Genomic DNA, 18,509 nt, shown 5'->3' with positions numbered 1-18,509 from the left:
CCTTGGCGGCAGTGTTTCTATTGTTCCTCATTTGTTCCAAAATGCAAGCACAAATTGCAATGTGGCGGAAAATCTGGACCGCAATGGCGTATCGCGGCGCCTCGCGCCCCGTCCAGCGCCGGTTTAGGGCCGATCCGATCTTCCCGGTTAACCGCCCGGCAATTGTTGCGTGCAATGGTCCCCGCGGGGGATCATCGGGGGTGCTTGCCTTGCTCGTGTCGAAAAGTGAAACGCTTTTGCCTGCCAGCGGAGACGGTTACTTCTCCGCGGTGCGGAAGCGCGAGATACTGATCGATCTGCGCGAAGGCTTCTTTCGTACCTGCGCCCTGGCCTGCGCGTGGTTGTTCGTCTACCGCGGCGTGTATCACCTTCTGCAGGACCCGACCCGGATCAATGTCACGTTGCTGGTGTTTTCCGAGGTGCTTACCTTCACATGGCTGCTGTTGTCGCGGCGACCGGTGACGCGCGACTGGAACCCGCTCACCGTAGTCATTTCCGTGACCGCCAGCTTCGGCACCACCTTGATCGCCCTCGAACCGGGTGTCGCCATCATCCCGGTCCATGTTGCCGCGCCGCTGCAGCTCCTGGCTGTATGTTTCGTCATCTGGGGAAAGATATCGTTGGGCCGGTCCTTTGCCATCCTGCCCGCCAACCGCGGCTTGATGACCGGTGGCGCCTACCGGCTGGTGCGGCACCCGATCTATGCCGGCTACCTCGCCGGCCATGTCCTGTTCCTGCTGTCGGCCTTTTCCTTCTACAATTTCGCCGTCTACGCCGTGATCACCTTCCTGCAGTTGCACCGCATCATGCGTGAAGAGGCGTTGCTGGCCACCCTGCCGGAATATCGCGATTACATGAACCGCGTACCTTACCGGCTGTTCTACGGGATCGTCTGACGGTTCCTGGCCCGGCGCCGTCGGATTTAACTGCCGCGAATTGGATCTGTGGACATCGTGAAATGGTAATTCCGCCAGGTCTCTAACAATTACAATTTTATTAATATTGTACCGCTCGTATTCATACGACGGACATCATGTCTTTTACTCAAGCATGAAATTCTGAAACCGAAAAATCGCCTCCTGCGTAGTTGGAATCGCAATCGGCTGTGTGCCGACTGCTTTGGCGCAACGACAGCAGGAGAGTGTTATGGCTTTCACCGACAAAACGGTCGCCAGTGTGTTGGCCGGTAGTGCGATCGGCTTCGTTCTTTCCCTGCCTGCGAATGCCGCGGGCGGGATTGGCGTCGGTGTCGGCGCCTCGGTGGGCGGCAGCGGCGGCATCAATGCCGGCGTCGGCGCTTCCATCGGTGGTAGCAATGGCGTCAACGCCGGTGCCGGCGCTTCCATCGGTGGTAGCAGTGGCGTCAACGCCGGTGCCGGCGCCAATGTCGGCGGATCGAGCGGCATCAGCGCCGGGCTCGGCGCCAATGCCGGCGATACCGGTGGCATCGGCGTTGGTGTCGGCGTGGGCATCGGCGGCGGAATCAATCCGAGCAATCCGTCGAATCCCAGCAATCCCAGCCATCCGAACCTGCCGGGCATCGTCGCCGACATGTCGGACAGTCAGGTGGCGCGGATGAAGAAACGCTGCGTCGATGTGCTCAGCAGCGAAGGCAGCTATGACCGCGACCTGCGTCGGCTCTGCCTGATGATCGCCCGCCGCTGACGCAGGAGCGCCGGGATCGGAAGTGCAGAACCAGCCGTGAGGCTGACCGCACTCTCCTGGCTTCCGGCCGGTCGGAAAGCCCGCCCCTGGCGGGCTTTCCGCATCCGCTATGCTGATCCCGGCGATATGCCAGTCAGGACATCGGGGGAACGCAAACCCGTTCGAAGCGTTTGTTCCTGAATAATGTCGCCAACGCTTGACGCCGAAACCGGCGCACAAGCGCATAGAGGAGTGAGATTCATGGGCCTAGGTACCATACTCATCATTATTCTTGTCCTTGCGCTGCTCGGCGGCCTCAGCGGCCTCGGCGGCGGCCCGTTCTACGGAACCGGCTATTATGGCGGCGGTGGGCTTGGGCTTGTGCTGCTGATCGTCATCATCCTTGTCCTGCTCGGGCGCATCTAGCCGCGCTGCTCGACCCCGGCGGGCGATCGCAATTTCTGACAGATGCCGCCGTGCACCGGATCCTGAAGTTCGCAGGCCGGCTCGTGATCAGGCATTCGGCAAACTCCCGTATGGTGATTGCGGTCCACGTGGAAACAAGAGGAGAGGGTCCCACCCCTGGTCCTCCTCCAAGGCCTGCCCCGGTTTGCCGGAGCGGGCTTTTGCTTTCCTTGGAGACGCGTTTCGTTGCGCAGCCGAAATGCCTGGATCGCTGCGGCGTATGCTTCGCAGGCTCCAACCGCCCAGCGTTGACAGTGCTCCCGTGTCGCGATATTGAGCAGGACTTTACAGGTTCACTGAACAGGTGCGTATATGAAGCGGCGCGTGGCTCAACTGTCTCCCGGCACGGGCAAACCCGAGCAGATCGCGACTGTTCTCGAACACGAGATCCGCTCCGGCGTTCTCGGCTTCGGCGACCGGCTGCAAAGCGAGAACGAACTCGTCCAGCGCTTTTCCGTCAGCCGCAACACCATCCGCAAGGGATTGGAGGAACTGTCCAGCCGCGGCCTCATCACCACCAAGGTCGGCATCGGATCCTTCGTTACCTTCGACGGCAAGCCGGTCGACGATGCGATCGGCTGGTCGCGAGCGCTGGCCGATGCCGGCGCCAATGCCGAGACAAGGACGCTGCGGCTGGAGGTGATGGAGGACGCCGAGCTTGCCGCGCTGCTTGGCATAGAAAGCCCGTTCTTCATCGCCGTCGACCGGGTGCGCACCAATGCCAGCGATGGTCATGCGATCTCGATCGAGCGCAGCCGCCTGCCGCTGTCGCCCGAACTGGAGGACGTGCCGCTGCGCGGCCTGCGCGAAGGCTCGCTGCACCAGACATTGCGCGGCGCCGGCCTCATTCCCGACCATGGCGAGGAATGGGTCGACATCGAGATGCTGAACGCGGGTGACGCCGCCATCCTCGGCTGCCCGCAAGGCACGCCCTTCCTGCGCGGCCGCCGGTTGACGCGTGCAGCCGACGAGAGGCCGATCGAATATGTGACCAGCTTGCTCAACCCCGCGCATTTCGCGCTGCATATGAGGTTTTGAGCGATGACCGACGAAACCGAGGACATGCTCGACCGCGCCATGGGCGCGCTTGCCGGCGGGGCGCTGGGAGACGCGCTCGGCATGCCGACGCAACTCTTGTCGCCGGCCCGGATTGCCGAACTCCATGGCCATGTCGAGGACTTCGTCGCGCCTTTCGCCGACCATCCGGTGTCGAAGGGGCTGGCGGCGGGTAGCATCACGGACGACACCGAGCAGGCGCTGCTGCTCGGCCGCATCTTGGTGATGTCAGGCGACCATTTCGACCATACGCGCTGGGTCAACGCGCTGCTCGACTGGGAGCGCGAGGTCAAGGCTCGCGGCAGCTACGATCTGCTGGGACCCTCGACCAAGCGCGCCATCGACGCCATCAACAATGGCGTTTCGGCCGAGGAAGCGGGGCGTAGCGGCGACACCAATGGCGCGGCCATGCGCATCGCGCCGGTCGGTATCATGCTGCCGCCGGAGCCGCTCGACGCGCTGGTCGCCAAGGTGGCCGAGACCTGCCGGGCGACGCACAACACCTCGATCGCCATTGCTTCGGCCGCGGCGGTCGCGGCGGCTGTCAGCCATGGCGTTGCCGGCGGCGACTGGCGCGCGGCGTCCGACAGCGCTATCGCGGCGGCGAGGCGAGGGGCGAGCCTCGGCCATTGGGTGACCGGCGGCGACATCGCCGCGCGCATTGCGTGGGCGCAGGATATGGTGCGCGGCAAGGCGACGAGAGATGCGGTCCGGCTGATCACCGATCTGGTCGGCACCGGCGTCGCCAGCCAGGAATCCGTTCCGGCGGCCTTCGCCGTGCTGGAGATCGCGCAGGGCGATCCCTGGCGGGCGGCCGTCATCAGCGCCAATCTCGGCGGCGACACCGACACGATCGGCGCCATCGCCGCCGGCATGGCTGGCGCCTGCACGGGCTTTTCGCGGCTGCCGCAACAACATGTCGCGCGGCTTAAGGGCATCGACATGTCAGAGGTTCGCGCGCTCGCCGCCGATCTCGTGAAGGCAAGGGTGGCGAAAGCCGGTTCCGGCAAGGACGCGGCGGCATGAGCGGGCGTCTCGTCCATATCGGCAGCGCGGTGGTCGACTATGTCTATCGCATCGACGCCTTGCCGGCGCCCGGCACGGAGAAGACCGCATCGAGCTTTGCGCAAGTCGCCGGCGGCGGCTTCAACATGATGGTCGCGGCCGGCCGCACCGGCATGAAAGTAGCGTTCGGCGGCCAGCTCGGCAGCGGACCGGACGGCGATTTCCTGCGCGCCGCTTTCGCCGCCGAAGGCATCGAGACGCTGACGCCGCCATCGCCTGTCATGGACAGCGGCAATTGCGTCGCAATGATCTCGAGCGATGCCGAACGCACCTTCGTGTCCTGGCCCGGCGCGGAGAGCGTGCTCAGCCTCGATATGATGGCGCCCGTCGCGATCGCTCCGGGAGACTGGGTGTTCGCCTCCGGCTATACGCTGAGCTACCCGGGGAGCCGCGACGCACTGGTCGACTGGATCGAGGCGCTGCCGCCCGGGACACCGTTCGTGTTCGATCCGACGCCTGTCGTGGCAGACATTCCGCGCCCCATTCTGTCGCGGGTGCTCGCCCGCACGACCTGGCTGAGCTGCAACATGACGGAAGCCGCCGAGATCGCTGGCCAAGGCGATATCGAGGCTCTGGCGGTACGACTTCTCGAAGTCCATTGCCCAAACGCCGATGCCGTCGTCATTCGCGCCGGCGCCAAGGGCTGCCATGTGCGGCTGGCCGACGGCGGTGCACGGACTATTTTCGGCTTCAAGGTTGCCGCCGTCGACACCAACGGCGCCGGCGACACCCATATCGGCGCTTTCGTCAGCGCGCTGGCGCGCAACGTGCATCCCTTCGAGGCGGCGCGCTACGCCAATGCGGCGGCGGCCATTTCGGTCACCCGCCACGGCGGCTCATCGGCGCCCAGCGACCGCGAGATACAGACATTCCTGAGCCAAGCCACCGCGACCGGCGGGCCTGGCCAGAACCGGAAGGCCAATCAGACAGCCTGACAAGCCCGGGAAGCGGGCACACCAAAGAGAGGAACGGAAACATGCGCATGCCTGACTTGACTGCTCTCTTGACGGCGACCGCCGTCTTCACCTCCGCACTTACGCTGGCCGCCAGTGCCGGCGAAGTCCATGTGCTCAACTGGAAGGGATACGGCGCCGACGAGCCGTGGGCCGTCGCGGCTTTCGAAAAGGCGACCGGCAACAAGGTCGTCAACGATTTCTTCAATTCCGAACAGGAAATGCTGACCAAGATCCGGACCAATCCCGGCCTATACGACGTGGTCATGATCAACGCCGCCTTCAACGACCAGGCAATGGCCGAAAAGCTGATCCAGCCGATCGATACCTCCAAGCTGCCGAACTATGCCGACATCAGCAAGGACAAGGCGAGTTCGCCGATGCTCGACCATGACGGCAAGGTCTATGGCGTGCCGTGGGTGTGGGGCCTGACCGCGCTCGCCATCAATGAAAAATCCTTCGACAAGCCGCCGACGAGCATCGCCGAAATGTGGGATGCCGCGCATAAGGGCCGTGTCGTCATCCGCGACGACGCCGTCGAGGCGGTGCAGTTCGGCGCCATCGCCACGGGCCAGAATATCAACGACATCAAGGATATGGATGCGGTCAAGACGAAGCTCACCTCGCTGATGCCGCAGATCAAGACGTTCTGGAGCTCGGAGAACGACTGGAACCAGCTGGTCGCCTCGAACCAGATCGACATCGGCACCTATTGGAGCGGCTCGGCCGACCGCGCCAAGACGCATTTCAAGCTGCCGGTCTCGCTGGTCATTCCGCAGGAAGGCGCCGTCGCTTGGCTCGACGCCTTTTCCATCCCGGCCGGTTCCAAGAATGTCGCCGGCGCCGAGGCCTTCATCAACTACATGATCGACCCGAAATTCTATGTCGAATGGGTGACCAAGGTTGGCGCGCCGGTGTCGGCCAACACCAAGGCGGTGGAAGCGCTGCCGGAGGACGCCTTCAACCGCAAGGTGATGGGCGACCCCGAGGTGGCCAAGCGCATCCAGTTCCAGGCGCCGATCACCGACAAGCAGCGTGAGGCCTATCTGGCGCTGTGGCAGCAGCTCAAGGTCGATGTGAAGTAACATCGGCATCCAGGGCCGGCCGGCGCTGTCTGCCGGCCGGCGGTCCGGTTCCCGGGGAGGGTAGCATGGCAGCACAAGGGGCAGCCGCACGGCGCGGCGGGCTGAGATCGGCGTTGCCGCTGCTGGCGCCGGCCTATCTCTGGCTGACGGTGGCGATCTTCCTGCCGCTCTCGGCCATGGTGTTTTTCTCGTTCATGACCGAGCTGCCGCTGGCGGGAAAACCGTGGGCGTTCACATCAGGCAACTATGCCGCCTTCTTCTTGCAAAGCCTCTATCCGACGCTGCTGCTCGCCTCGCTGCGGCTCGGCCTCGAAGTGACGCTGTGGTGCATCGTCATCGGCTATCCCGCGGCCTACGTGCTGGCCAAGGTGCTGAAGGGCCGCAGCCGCGAGGCGATATTCCTGCTCGTCATCCTGCCGTTCTGGTCGAACGGGCTGGTGCGCATCTTTTCCTGGGCCATGGTGCTGCGCGAAGGCGGCATTCTCGACACCGCGCTCAACGCGGTGCTGCCGTTCAAGATCAACATCGACCTGATGTATTCCTATCCGGCCGTCATCATCGGGCTGGTGCACTCCTACGTGCCCTACATGGTGCTGACCTGTTATCTCACCTTGCAGGCCGTCGACGACTCGCTGATCGAGGCCGGGCGCTCGCTCGGCGCCTCGCGGCTGCAGCTGCTGAAGCGGGTGATCGTCCCGCTGTCGCTGCCGGGGCTGGTGGCGGGCGCGGCACTCATCTTCGTGCCCGTCGTCGGCTCGTTCATGGAGCCGCGCATCCTCGGCGGCCGCACCGGCACCTTCTACGGTACGGTGATCGAGGACCAGTTCGTCGCGGTGTTCAACTGGCCGCTGGGTGCGGCTCTCTCCTTCATCCTACTGGCGGTGGTGCTGGTCATCCTGGCGCTGGCGTCGCCGGTGCTGCGCAGGGCTGCGTGATGGCGACCACCCGCATCCTCGAATGGCTCGGCCGGCTCTACATCCTGGTGCTGCTCGCCTTCCTCTATCTGCCGATCATCATCATGGCGTTGATGTCGTTCAACGTCTCGCCCTTCTACCAGCTGCCGTTCGAATGGACGACGGAGTGGTATGCCGCGCTGTGGCAGAACGACCAGCTGATCTCCGCCACCTGGAACAGCTTGGAGATCGCCATCATCACCACCGTCATCTGCGTCGTGCTCGGTTCGGCGGCCTCGCTGGCGCTCTATCGCTATGAATTCCGCGGCAAGAAACTTTTGCAGGCGCTGCTGTTCCCGCCGATCGCCATTCCATGGCTGATCACCGGCACGGCAATGCTGATCTTCTTCTTCGGCGTCGGCATCGGGCGTGGACTGTTCGCCATCCTGCTCGGCCATGTCGCGCTAGCATTGCCCTATGTCATCGTCGTCGTCTCGGCGCGGCTGCAGACCTTCGCGCCGGAACTGGAAGAAGCGGCGCGCTCGCTCGGCGCCAACCAGTGGCAGGTGACGGGCCGCATCACGCTGCCGTGGATCATGCCGGGCGTCATTGCCGGCGGGCTGTTCGCCTTCGCCGTGTCGTTCGACCAGTTCGTCGTCTCCTACTTCCTGTCGACGCCGGGGCAGACAACGCTGCCGGTCGAAATCTACGCCGCGATCCGCAAGGGTTTCACGCCCGAGATCAACGCGGTCTCGACCATCATCATCGCCGTGTCGATGGCGCTGATGCTGCTCACGGCGCGGTTCTTCAAATTCGGCGGAGAGAAATAATGGCCGGCGTCCAGGTATCGAACGTCTCGCGCAGTTTCGGCGCGCACAAGGCGCTGGACGATGTCTCCATCGACTTCGCCGATGGCGGCTTCTATGCGCTGCTCGGGCCATCCGGCAGCGGCAAGACCACGCTGTTGCGCCAGATCGCCGGGTTCGATTTTCCCGACTCCGGCCGCATCGCCATCGGCGGCGAGAGCGTCGAGCGGGTGCCGGTCGAAAAGCGCCGCATCGGCATGGTGTTCCAGAACTACGCGCTGTTTCCCAATATGAGCGTCGCCGACAATATCGCCTTCGGCCTGTCGGTGCGCGGCGAGGCCAAGACGGCGATTGCGACGGAGGTGCAGCGCGCGCTCGATCTGGTGCAGCTCGGCAAGCTTGGCGGCCGCCGGCCGCATCAGCTCTCCGGCGGACAACGCCAGCGCGTGGCGCTGGCGCGGGCCATCGTCACCAAGCCGCGCGTGCTTTTGCTCGACGAGCCGCTTGGCGCGCTCGACAAGGCGCTGCGCGTCGACATGCAGATCGAATTGAAGCGCATCCAGCGCGAGATCGGCATCACCACTATTTTCGTCACCCACGACCAGGAAGAGGCGCTGACGATGAGCGACCGCATCGGCATATTGCGCGACGGGAGGCTGGTGCAGGAAGGGCCGCCGGAGGAGATCTACGACCGGCCGAAGAGCGAATTCGCCGCCACCTTCCTCGGCGACGCCAACATCTTTCGCGGCGATGCGACAGGCAACGGCATCCGCCTGCCGGACGGCACGGCGATCGCCGCCGGCGCGGGCGCCAGGCTTGCCGCCGGCGCCAAGGCAAGCTGCGCCGTGCGGCCCGAGCGCATCCGCATCGCCAGGGATGCCGGAGCTTCGGATGGCGGCGCCAACATTCTGCGGGGACAGGTGTCGAAACGCATCTTTGCCGGCAACAACAGCACATACTTCGTCGAGCGTGCCGGCCAGACGCTGAAGGTCATCGTGCAGAACACCGGCGCCGACAGGCTGGACGAGGGGCAGGAGGTGGTGCTGCACTGGTCGCCGGAGAGTACGGTGCTGATTGCGGCGGGGTAGGTGGCGCGGCTGATAGCTACGACGGTCCGCGTTCCTTCGCAGGGGGGAGATCGGCGGTTTCGACGCTGCGGCTCTTTCTCCAACGCAGGAAATTTGCGAAAGCGGTAGTGACGGCCAATCTCCCCCCTAGGGGTCCCCTAGGGGGGAGATGCCCGGTCCACCCTCCGCAGCTGCAGCGCAGCTGCTGCGGAGGACGGGCAGGGCAGAGGGGGCGCTGTCCCGCATACGATCGAGTAAGGCCCGGAGCACGCCGATGACCCTGGAACTGAGTGCGCGGGACCGCTCCATGCTCGACGGCGAGCAAGGCTCATCCGCGGCCGCCGCGATGAAAATCGTCGTCGCGTTTTCCAAGGCCATCGGGGCCGGTAGCCTGCTCGACATTGCCGGCGCCCATATCGATGGCTGCCTCTATCACGGCAAGGCTGGGCTCGATTTCGTCGAACGGCTGGTCGAGGGCGGCGGGAGGGTCCAGGTGCCGACGACGCTCAATGTCGGTTCGTTCGACCTCATCCATCCCGGCATGGTGAAGATGCCGGCGGCCGAGGTGCCGGCGCGGCGGCTGATGAAGGCGCATATGGAACTCGGCTGCCAGGCGACGTTTACCTGCGCGCCTTATCAGACGCGATTTCGGCCGAGTTTCGGCCAGCAGATCGCGTGGGGCGAATCCAATGCCATCGTCTTCGCCAACTCGGTGATCGGCGCGCGCACCAACCGCTATGGCGATTTCATCGACCTGTGCTGCGCCATGACCGGACGCGCGCCCGCCTGGGGCCTGCATCTGAGCGAGAACCGGCGCGGCCGGATCCTGTTCGAATTGGCCCCTCCCGATCCGGAGCCGAGCGACAGCCTGTTCGTCGGCGTCGGGCTGATCGTCGGGCAGCGGAGCGGCGACCGCATTCCGGTGATTGCCGGCCTGCCGCAACCGCGCGACGAGGACCAGCTGAAGGCGCTGGGCGCGGCGGCGGCAACGACCGGTGCGGTGGCGCTTTTCCATGCGGTGGGAATTACCCCGGAAGCCAGGACGATCGATGAGGCGTTCCACGGTCAGGCGCCGGAGGAAACCATCCACATCACTGGCGCCGATATCGACCACGCGCTGGCAAAGCTGTCTGGAGTGCCGGCCGGCGCGCCTTTGGCCGCCGTGTCGCTGGGCACGCCGCACTTTTCCCATGAGGAATGGATGCGGTTGTTGCCAATGCTGCGCGATATTGCGCCGGACAGGGGCATCCCGATCTACGTCAACACCGGCCGCGCGACACTGGCGCGATTGCAACAGGAGGGCGCGCTTGATGGCATGGAGGCGTTCGGCCTCATTCCAGTGGCCGATACCTGCACCTATGTCACCGCGATTCTCGAGCGCCTCGATGGCGTGGTGATGACCAATTCCGGCAAATGGGCGCATTACGCGCCCGGCAATATCGGCGTGTCCGTCGCCTTCGCCGAGATGAAGGATTGCATTCGCTCGGCTGCGGTCGGGCACGTCGTGCGGGGTACGTCATGACCGCGCCGGCGGGGACAGACATCGTCGGGCGATCCGGGACCTTTCAACTGGCCGGCAGTGCCGAAGGGCAGGCGCTGGTGTTTTCGCAGCCACTCAGCTTCTGGGGCGGCATCGATGCGGAGACCGGCGACATAACCGACCACTCGCATCCTGGCCTCGGCCAGAATGTCGCCGGCAAGATCCTGGTCATGCCGAGCGGGCGCGGCTCGTCTTCCTCGTCCTCGGTGCTGGCCGAAGCGCTGCGCAGGGGCACGGCGCCGGCCGGCATCCTCTTGGAACGGCCGGACCCGATCCTGGCGGTGGGCGCCATTGTTGCGGAGTTTCTCTACGGGATCAGCATGCCGCTGGTGGTGTGCGACATCGCAGGCATTGTTTCCGGCGATCGGGTTGTGATTGGCATTGGGGCGGATGGCAAGGCGATTGTCAGCAAGGTCTGAGAACAGCCGTTCAAAGTCAGTGCCGATGCTTCTTTACTTTTCGCTGCCGTCCGCTTCACCCAGCCATCAGCCCCGCAGCACCACGTCGCCAGTAAGCGGCCGCCAGCGTTTGGTCCCGGCCGAGCCCCAGCGTGCCGCGCCAGTGTTCGCGCACGACTTTCGCCGCGGCCGCCTCGGCGGCGAACCAGCCGAAAGCTGAGCCTTCTTGCGGCCACGTTGCCGAGCGGACAGCCTCGGCCAGCAGCCTGTCCTCGCCTGCCGGCACGCCGTCCCTGGTCAGCCAGTGCAATTCGATGCCTGTGGTGTTGGCGATCTTCTGCTTCTCGCCAGCATCGGCGATCTCGACGAAGGCCACGCCCCTGGTTGCAGCGGGCAGCGTTTCCAGAAGCCGCGCCAGCGCCGGCAGCCCGGTCTCGTCAGCGCCCATGACATACCAGTCAGCCTGCCTCACCGGGCGGCCGACCGGACCCATGATACCGACCTTCATGCCGGGCGCGGCCTGCATGGCCCAGGCGGAGCCGACGCTGTCGCCGGGATGGACCAGGAAATCGACGGCCATGATGCCCTTGGCGACATCGAGCGCGCGGATGGTGTAGACCCGTGCCACCGGGCGCCGGTCGTCGGCGGGCCAGACCGGCAAACCATTGCCGCCGAGTACCGGCCAGAGTGGATCTGGCACATCGCGGGTCGGAAACAGCATGCGGATATGCATGCCGCCGAACTTGGCGAAGCGGCTGAGATCCTCGCCCGCAAATCGGAGGCGGCGCATATTTGGGGTGAGGTCGCGAACACCCGTGACCGTCATTTCGCGGAACTGGGCGAGGCTGGTCTCGCCCGAGAGATCGCCGGTCCAGACGATCTCGGGGTTTTCCTTCCCGGCGTAGACCTGCACCGCGGTGGCGAGCAGGTCCTTGATGCGGGCGAGACCGTCGCGGTCTGCGGCGTTGGCCCGCATCACCAGCTGTTCCATGTCGATGGAGGCGTCGCCGAAGGCGAAGCGGAAATCGATGCGCTGGCCGTGATGCGAAGCATCGGCCTCGAAGCTCTGCAGCCTGTCGGCGATGCTGTCCATATAGTCCGGCAGATGCCGCAGGTTGAGCCGCGCTTCGCAGGCCAGTTCGCGCACCGATGCTTCGATCATTCTATCCTCCGATCCTGCCGGTGAGAGCCACCTTGAAGGTGCGGCCCTTGCCCTGTTCCGTTGCCGCCGTGGTCGACCATGCGCTTTGCGGGTCGGTGTAGGCGGTGTTGAAGACGTTATCGACGCCGAAATCGAGCTTGAGGTTGTCGTTGATGGTCCAGTTGGCGAAGACGTTGACCAGATCGAAACCGTCGTCGACGACCGGCGCGGCGGTGGGATTGGTGCGGCTGGTGCGGGTGATCTTGCCGACGCTGAGATATTGCGCGCCGACGGTGAGCTGATCCTCCAGCATGCGGAAGCCGACAGTGGCCGAGAAGCGGTCGAGCGGCGTGTTGTTCAATGTCTGGCCGGAATAGACGCCGCTGACGACCTTGGCGTCGATCAGCGCGCCGGCGAGGTTCACGAAGCCCCAGGCGTGATCGTAGACCATTTCGGCCTCGACGCCCCTCAGCCGCGCGTCGCCGATGTTGATCGCCGTGCGCGGCAGGACGGTGAGGTCGACGTCGATGTAATCCTCGACGTCGGTGTGGAAGACGTTGAGCTTGGCGCGCAGCCGGTCGCCAGCCGTCAGCACATCGTCGTACTTCACGTTGATGCCAGCCTCCCAGTTCTTCGCCGTTTCGGGCTCAAGCAGGAGGTTGGGCCGGTAGGTGTCGCCGCCGCCATGCGCTCCGCCGCCACGGAACACATCCTGCAAGCCCGGCGCCCGGTAGCCTTCGGAATAGGTGCCGTAGAGCTGGAAGCCGTCGAACGGCGTCACGCCGACGGTGAGGCGCGGCGACCAGCGGTCGCCGGAGACCGAGGCTTGCTGCGGCGGCACGGCGCGGGTTTCACCATCGAGCTGGTAGCCGTCATAGCGCACGGCCGCGATCACTTGCAGCCAGTTCTCGTAGTCGCCCTGCCATTGCAGGAAGCCGCCATAGCCCTGCTGCTCGCCGGCACCGAAATGCGCAGCTTCCGAGGAGGCTTCGAGATAGTAGTAATCGAGGCCGTAGGTCAGCGTGTGGGCGATCCCCCAGGCGTCGAAGCGCGAGGAGTTCTTCACGTTGAAGCCTGACGTGGCCACATCGTAGAAGCGGAAATTGCCGATCGCCGAGCTGGGCCAGACTTGCGTCTGCTCGGCGCGGGTGCGGTTATGGTAGGCATTGGCGCTGAAGTCGATCAGCTCGTCGTTGTCAGGCTTCCAGGTGTAGGCGGCGGTGTACGTCTGGTTGGTGGTATTGGTGTCGTAGCGGCTGAGCGTCGGCGAGGTCGAGCCGCTCGATCCGGTGATCTGGTCATTGTAGCGCTGCAGAATGGCTGCAAGCTTCAGCTCATGGCCGTCGGCCGGTCGCAACGTCGTCTTCAGGTAGCCGCTGGTCACCCGTTCGCCGGTCCAGGGCACGGTATCGCCATTGCCGTCGGTGTAGCTGTCGCGGTCGCGGTAGATGAGGTTGCCGATGATGTCGGCGTCGTCGCTGAAACGGTAGGCGCCCGTGGTGCTGGTGGTGAAGCCGTCGCCGTTGCTTTCATAGCCGAGCTTTTCGCTCAGCGCCCAGTTCTCGTCCTTCTTGAGGAAATCGCCGGCGTCCTTGGTCTCGAAAGAGACGACGCCGCCAATGCCGCCCGAACCATAGGCGTTCGACACCGGGCCGCGAATGACGGTGGCTTCCTTGATCAGCTCCGGCTCGACATAGAACGAGCCCGAACCATGGCCGACGCGCCAATAATCCTGGCGGGCGCCGTCGAGCGTCACGACGACGCGGCCATACTGTTCCAGGCCGCGAATGTTGATGGCGGTCGCCGGATCGTCGCCATTCATCGAGGCGGCGACGCCCGGCGTGGTGCGAAAGATGTCGGCGGCTGTGTCGGGCTGGATGCGGTCGAGCTCGTCCTGGTCGACGGCGCTGATGCCGGCCATCGATTCGATGATCGCGGTCTTGATCATCGTCGCCGAGATGGTGATCAGGTCCAGCATGGTCGCCGGCTGGTTCTGCGCGGCATCGGGCGGCGCCACGCGGTCGGCCTTGGCGGCGGCGCCTTTTTCCTTCTGATCCTGTTCCTGCGCGCAGGCGAAGGGCGCGGCGCACAAGCCGAGCACGAGGGCAAGCGCGGTGCTCGCCATCAAGGTGGTGTTCGTTGTCGTTGTCATGCAGCCCCCGGGCAAAAGCAAAACTGCTGGCGGTGGCTGAACGGCCTTGGCTGGCATCAACGGATTCCCGCGACCAGGCGGTCCGGGCAGGGGTCACATATTAAAACATGATGACACAAGTCAACTTTAAATTTATAGGCCGGAGATCATCGAGGGTATTTGCACAGGAGCGGAAGCATGGCGGACGGCAAGGGCAGGAGGATCCACTGGTTGCAGCCGGGCAGGATCGCCACGGTGCTGCTTCTGGCGCTGTCGGTGCTGGCGCCATCCTGCGGCTTCAAGGCATTGGCCGCCGAGACGGTGATCGACGCGTTGGGACGAACCGTCGCGCCAGGTCCGGCAAGGCGGATCCTGACGCTTGGCTCCGACGTCACCGAGATCGTCCATGCGCTGGGCGCCGGCGAGCGGATCATCGCCGTCGACCGGGGCAGCAAATATCCGCCATCCGTCACCGACAAGCCCAATGTCGGCTCCCGCCGCCAGCTTTCGGTCGAAGGGCTGGCCGGGCTGCGTCCCGACCTGATCCTGGCGGCGGAGGACAGCGGGCCGCCGGAAGCGGTCGAGGTGCTGAAGTCGCTGGCGATCCCGATCGTCTTCATCCCGCAGGACAACACCCCGCAAGGCATCGATCGCAAGATCACGCTGATCGCCGCCAGCCTCGGGCTCGAGAACAAAGGCAAGGCGGTTTCCGGCGAAGTGCTGTCGGCTTTCCAGGCCGCCGCGGATCTCGCGTCGAGAATCCCGCTGGAGCGGCGCAGGAAGGTGGTGTTCTTCCACGGTCTCGTGAGGTTGAGCGCCGCCGGCGCCGGTACCTCGGCCGACGCCATTATCCGCTATGCCGGCGGCATCAATCCGATGGATGTCGTCGAGGGCTACAAGGCGGCGTCCGAGGAAAAGCTGATCGAGATGGCGCCTGACGTGATCCTGATGATGAGCGACGGCAAAGGCGGCCCGACCGTCGAGCAGGTATTCGGCAACCGGGCACTGGCGGCCACGCCGGCGGCGGCCAACAAGGCGCTGGTCGTGCTCGACGGCGCCTACATGATCGGCTTCGGTCCGCGCACCGCCGATGCGATCCGCGACCTGGCGAAGGCGCTTTATCCGGAAATGGAGTAGCGGGGGGCGCTGGACAGCGCCGCGACGTCGGAAGTCGCGACCGTCCAGTAGACCGGAAACGTCGAGCGGGGCAGGCGTTTTTCGCAATGTTGCCCCGTTCGTCCTGAACGCTCAGATCTCGGGAATGTTCTCCTTGAAGATCACCTGCAGCCTCGGTTGGTGCAATTCATAAGGCAGCCCCCGGACCGCATGGGTCAAGGTGTTGAGCGCCTCCCTGGCTTCGACGCGCGGGTTCTGGTCGATCACAGCGTCGAGCGTGCCGTCGAGCAGGAGCTCCTTGGTGCCTTCCGTCACCTCATGGCCAAGGAAAACCATGGATTGCGCGCGGCCGCGTTCCTTGAGCGCGCGGGCAATGCCGGTGTTGCCGGCGCCGACATTGTAAATCGCGGCAAGGTCGGGGTGCCGCTCCAGAAGGGCTGAAGCCTCCGAATACGCCTTCTCGCGGTCGTCGAGCATTTCGCGCATCTCGACGATTTCGAGGTTGGGCGATTCCTCGGTCAGGATATGGCGGAATCCCATCTCGCGTTCCTCGTGGCCGCGATAGGACAGCGAGCCGGCGAACAGCGCCACCTTGCCCGGACGCCCCGACCCCATGAAACGGTTGAGCAGATAACCCGCCAGCCGCCCGGCGGCACGGTTGTCGATGCCGATATAGGCAACTCTCGGCACATGCAGGATGTCGGAAGCGATGGTCACCACCTTGACGTCATTGGCCGACAGCGAGCGGATCGCCTCGCGCACGGTCGGATGGTCGAGCGCGATGACGCCGACGCCTTGCGTCTGGCCGCGCAATTCCTGCAGCAGACGGGCGAGCCGGTCGGGATTGAAGCCTTCGATGGTGGCGATGTGGACGTCGAGATCGGGCCGCGCCTGCGCCTGCGCCTCGATCTGCCGATGCAGCATCTTGATGAAGGAATTGGTGCCGGCCGGCAGCGCGAAGTCGAGCCGGATCACTTCGCCGGGCGAGGCCCTCGGCAGTGCTCCGTTCGGGCCTTCGGCGATGTAGCCAAGGCGCTGCGCCATTTCGAGCACGATTTCGCGCGTGCGCGCCCGCACGCCCGGGCGATTGTTGAGCACGCGGTCGACGGTGGCGGCGGAAACGCCGGCTTCCCGAGCTATGTCAGTCAGGGTGGAACGCACCGTCTTTCATCTCCTGCACGCATCGAGGTCAAGCAATTTCCACGGCCGGGCTGATGGCGACGGCGCCTCGCCATCCGCGATTCTGATGGGAAATGATGTATCCGGCCTTGGCCCATGCGCAAGCCGCCCGGCTAACTCAAATCGTCCGGCCGGATTGTGCATGACAGGGAAGGAAGGTTCCCATCAAATCCAGGCATGAGGAGTGGTATATGGCCCCCGGCACGATGCATTTCCTCGCCCTCTTGCGATGTTATGATGTGTTTTGATTATTTATGATGTTGACAGCCTTCCTATACTGCCGTCAATATCCCTCATGGGCTCGTGGAGGAAACAGGGCCCTGAGGGAGGAATTCCAATGTCTGATTTGATCCGCATCTCGCGGCGCCGGTTGCTGGCGTCCGGAGGAAAGGCGGCGGCGTTCGTAGCCGCGGCAGGTATCGCACCGCAATTCATTCGTCCGGGCCGCGCTTTTGCCGCCGACGCACTGGCGCCCGGCATGATCGGCGGCCCGACGGGCTTCGATGGCGCCGAGCGCTATCAATATGGCGCGGACACGCCCGAGGGTCGCGCCATCGAGGCGGCCAAGGCGCTGAAAGGCGCCGGCAAGGCGCCGGCCAAGATCGTGCTTGGCCTTTCGGACGGCTCGATCGGCCAGCTTACGCAGCCCTTCCCGGCCGGCGCGCCCTCGATCAAGGACCTGTGGGAAAAGGAAACCGGTATCCCGATCGAGATCGTCGGCTTGCCGAACGGCCAGGAATTCACCAAGACGATGCAGGACATCTCCACCAAGGGTGGGGCCTACGACATCTACTCGACCGAATGGAACCGCCTCGGCGACCTCGCCGAGACCGGCGGCATCGCCAAGCTCGACGACTTCGTGGCCCAGTACAAGCCGGAGTGGGACGATCCCAAGACCGGCTATGTCGACGGCGCCAAGGGCGTGTCGCTGCTCAACAAATATCGCGGCTCGAACTACGGCGTATCGCTGGACGGCGACTTCCAGACCTGGGTTTATCGCACGGATCTGTTCGGCGACGAAGCCGAGAAGAAGGCTTTCAAGGACAAATACGGCTACGACCTGGCGCCGCCGAAAACCTGGAAGCAGCATGGCGACATCGCCGCCTTCTTCCAGCGCCCCGACAAGGGCCTGTTCGGCTCGACCGATCTGCGCAACCAGGGTTGGGGCTACACCAACTGGTATCAGCGCTATGTCTCGATGGCATCGCCCAACCAGTTCCTGTTCGGCGATGACGGCAAGCCGCTGATCAATTCCGAGCACGGCATTGCCGCCACCAACGAATATGTCGCTTCGTTGGCGCACCATTCGCCGGACGCGATCTCATGGGGCTGGCCGGAACAGTACGGCAATTTTGCCAAGGGGGGTGCCGCGATGACCTGCGCCTTCTCCAACCTGCCGAAATTCCTCGACAATGCCGGCAACAAGGATTCGGCTGTCACCGGCAAGATCGGCTCGATGCTGCCGCCCGGCCGCGAAATCGACGGCAAGCTGATCAGCCGTTCCGTGCTGTGGTTCTCGCTGACCGGCATGGTCTCGTCGCAGTCGAAAAACCAGGAGGTCGCTTATCTCCTGCTGCAATGGCTGGGCTCGGCCCGCATCTACGCCTGGATGAGCGCCAATCCCGGCGGCTATCTGGACCCGTTCCGGCTCTCGGATTTCTCCGATCCGCTGGTGCGCCAGACCTACCACGCCTACCACATGGACGTGGTGCGCGAGACGGTCGCGCGCACGGTTCCGACCATCAATTATCCCGGCGCCACCGCCTTCCATAATGCGCTGGACGAGAACCTCATGGCCTCGCTGACCAAGGCCAAGACACCGGAGCAGGCGATGGCCGACACCGAGGCGGAGTGGAAGAAGATCGCCCGGCGCATCGGCGAGGACAAGCTGCTCGAAGCCATCAGGACCAACAAGGAGGCCTGGCCGACCGTACTCGATCCGATCAGCTGATCCACCTCCCGGGATCGAC

The 18,509-nt window shown here is 64.6% G+C and carries 17 protein-coding genes; 14 read left to right on the top strand and 3 right to left on the bottom strand.

The window, feature by feature from the left end; translation table 11 throughout:
* The first annotated feature begins 11 nt into the window (after positions 1 to 11).
* The 12 genes from NKI49_RS14080 (at position 12) to NKI49_RS14025 (ending at position 10,993) form a co-directional block, all read left to right on the top strand.
* On the top strand, positions 12 to 896 hold the full coding sequence (locus NKI49_RS14080; RefSeq protein ID WP_352600861.1) for a methyltransferase family protein: 885 nt from the start codon (positions 12 to 14) through the stop codon (positions 894 to 896).
* Between the two features lie 250 nt (positions 897 to 1,146).
* Positions 1,147 to 1,665, top strand: a complete 519-nt coding sequence (locus tag NKI49_RS14075) for a hypothetical protein (protein WP_352600632.1) — start codon at positions 1,147 to 1,149, stop codon at positions 1,663 to 1,665.
* 240 nt (positions 1,666 to 1,905) lie between these two features.
* The gene (locus NKI49_RS14070; RefSeq protein WP_081689478.1) at positions 1,906 to 2,070 is read left to right on the top strand and encodes a DUF3309 family protein; all 165 of its coding nucleotides are present in this window, start codon (positions 1,906 to 1,908) and stop codon (positions 2,068 to 2,070) included.
* Between the two features lie 351 nt (positions 2,071 to 2,421).
* The gene (locus tag NKI49_RS14065) at positions 2,422 to 3,147 is read left to right on the top strand and encodes a GntR family transcriptional regulator (protein WP_352600634.1); all 726 of its coding nucleotides are present in this window, start codon (positions 2,422 to 2,424) and stop codon (positions 3,145 to 3,147) included.
* A 3-nt stretch (positions 3,148 to 3,150) separates the two neighbouring features.
* Positions 3,151 to 4,191, top strand: a complete 1,041-nt coding sequence (locus tag NKI49_RS14060) for an ADP-ribosylglycohydrolase family protein (protein ID WP_352600636.1) — start codon at positions 3,151 to 3,153, stop codon at positions 4,189 to 4,191.
* Positions 4,188 to 5,165 carry a PfkB family carbohydrate kinase gene (locus NKI49_RS14055; protein ID WP_352600638.1) on the top strand — a complete coding sequence of 326 codons (978 nt, stop codon included), beginning with the start codon at positions 4,188 to 4,190 and terminating at the stop codon, positions 5,163 to 5,165. Before NKI49_RS14060 ends, NKI49_RS14055 begins: the two co-directional genes overlap by 4 nt.
* A 41-nt stretch (positions 5,166 to 5,206) precedes the next feature.
* Positions 5,207 to 6,268, top strand: a complete 1,062-nt coding sequence (locus NKI49_RS14050) for an ABC transporter substrate-binding protein (RefSeq protein WP_352600640.1) — start codon at positions 5,207 to 5,209, stop codon at positions 6,266 to 6,268.
* 65 nt (positions 6,269 to 6,333) lie between these two features.
* On the top strand, positions 6,334 to 7,203 hold the full coding sequence (locus NKI49_RS14045; RefSeq protein WP_352600642.1) for an ABC transporter permease: 870 nt from the start codon (positions 6,334 to 6,336) through the stop codon (positions 7,201 to 7,203).
* A complete protein-coding gene (locus NKI49_RS14040) occupies positions 7,203 to 7,991 on the top strand; it encodes an ABC transporter permease (protein WP_352600644.1) in 789 nt (262 codons plus the stop codon). The genes NKI49_RS14045 and NKI49_RS14040 overlap by 1 nt, the downstream gene beginning before the upstream one ends.
* Positions 7,991 to 9,055, top strand: coding sequence for an ABC transporter ATP-binding protein (locus NKI49_RS14035; protein WP_352600646.1), 1,065 nt, complete (start codon positions 7,991 to 7,993; stop codon positions 9,053 to 9,055). Before NKI49_RS14040 ends, NKI49_RS14035 begins: the two co-directional genes overlap by 1 nt.
* Before the next feature lie 253 nt (positions 9,056 to 9,308).
* Positions 9,309 to 10,556 (top strand): aconitase X, encoded by a 1,248-nt coding sequence (locus NKI49_RS14030; protein WP_352600648.1) that lies wholly within the window; start codon positions 9,309 to 9,311, stop codon positions 10,554 to 10,556.
* Positions 10,553 to 10,993: an aconitase X swivel domain-containing protein gene (locus NKI49_RS14025; RefSeq protein ID WP_352600650.1), complete on the top strand. Its 441-nt coding sequence runs from the start codon at positions 10,553 to 10,555 to the stop codon at positions 10,991 to 10,993. The genes NKI49_RS14030 and NKI49_RS14025 overlap by 4 nt, the downstream gene beginning before the upstream one ends.
* Before the next feature lie 55 nt (positions 10,994 to 11,048).
* Here NKI49_RS14025 and NKI49_RS14020 read toward each other — a convergent pair whose 3' ends face one another.
* Together NKI49_RS14020 and NKI49_RS14015 are read right to left on the bottom strand one after the other, a co-directional pair.
* The gene (locus NKI49_RS14020; RefSeq protein ID WP_352600652.1) at positions 11,049 to 12,134 is read right to left on the bottom strand and encodes an SIP domain-containing protein; all 1,086 of its coding nucleotides are present in this window, start codon (positions 12,132 to 12,134) and stop codon (positions 11,049 to 11,051) included.
* Between the two features lies 1 nt (position 12,135).
* A complete protein-coding gene (locus tag NKI49_RS14015) occupies positions 12,136 to 14,265 on the bottom strand; it encodes a TonB-dependent hemoglobin/transferrin/lactoferrin family receptor (protein ID WP_352600654.1) in 2,130 nt (709 codons plus the stop codon).
* Positions 14,266 to 14,442: 177 nt separating this feature from the next.
* Here NKI49_RS14015 and NKI49_RS14010 point away from each other — a divergent pair, with 177 nt between their 5' ends.
* Positions 14,443 to 15,381 carry a heme/hemin ABC transporter substrate-binding protein gene (locus tag NKI49_RS14010; protein ID WP_352600656.1) on the top strand — a complete coding sequence of 313 codons (939 nt, stop codon included), beginning with the start codon at positions 14,443 to 14,445 and terminating at the stop codon, positions 15,379 to 15,381.
* Between the two features lie 111 nt (positions 15,382 to 15,492).
* On the opposite strand, the gene NKI49_RS14005 is transcribed toward NKI49_RS14010, so the two are convergent.
* The gene (locus NKI49_RS14005) at positions 15,493 to 16,521 is read right to left on the bottom strand and encodes a LacI family DNA-binding transcriptional regulator (protein WP_352600658.1); all 1,029 of its coding nucleotides are present in this window, start codon (positions 16,519 to 16,521) and stop codon (positions 15,493 to 15,495) included.
* A gap of 355 nt (positions 16,522 to 16,876) precedes the next feature.
* Between NKI49_RS14005 and NKI49_RS14000 the strand changes: the two genes are divergently transcribed.
* Entirely contained in the window at positions 16,877 to 18,490 is a 1,614-nt protein-coding gene (locus NKI49_RS14000) for an extracellular solute-binding protein (RefSeq protein ID WP_352600660.1), read from the top strand.
* Positions 18,491 to 18,509 lie beyond the last annotated feature (19 nt).

Origin of the sequence: Mesorhizobium sp. M0587 (genome assembly GCF_040320945.1) — a bacterium.
GTDB lineage: Bacteria > Pseudomonadota > Alphaproteobacteria > Rhizobiales > Rhizobiaceae > Mesorhizobium.
This window is presented reverse-complemented; position numbering and strand designations above follow the sequence as displayed.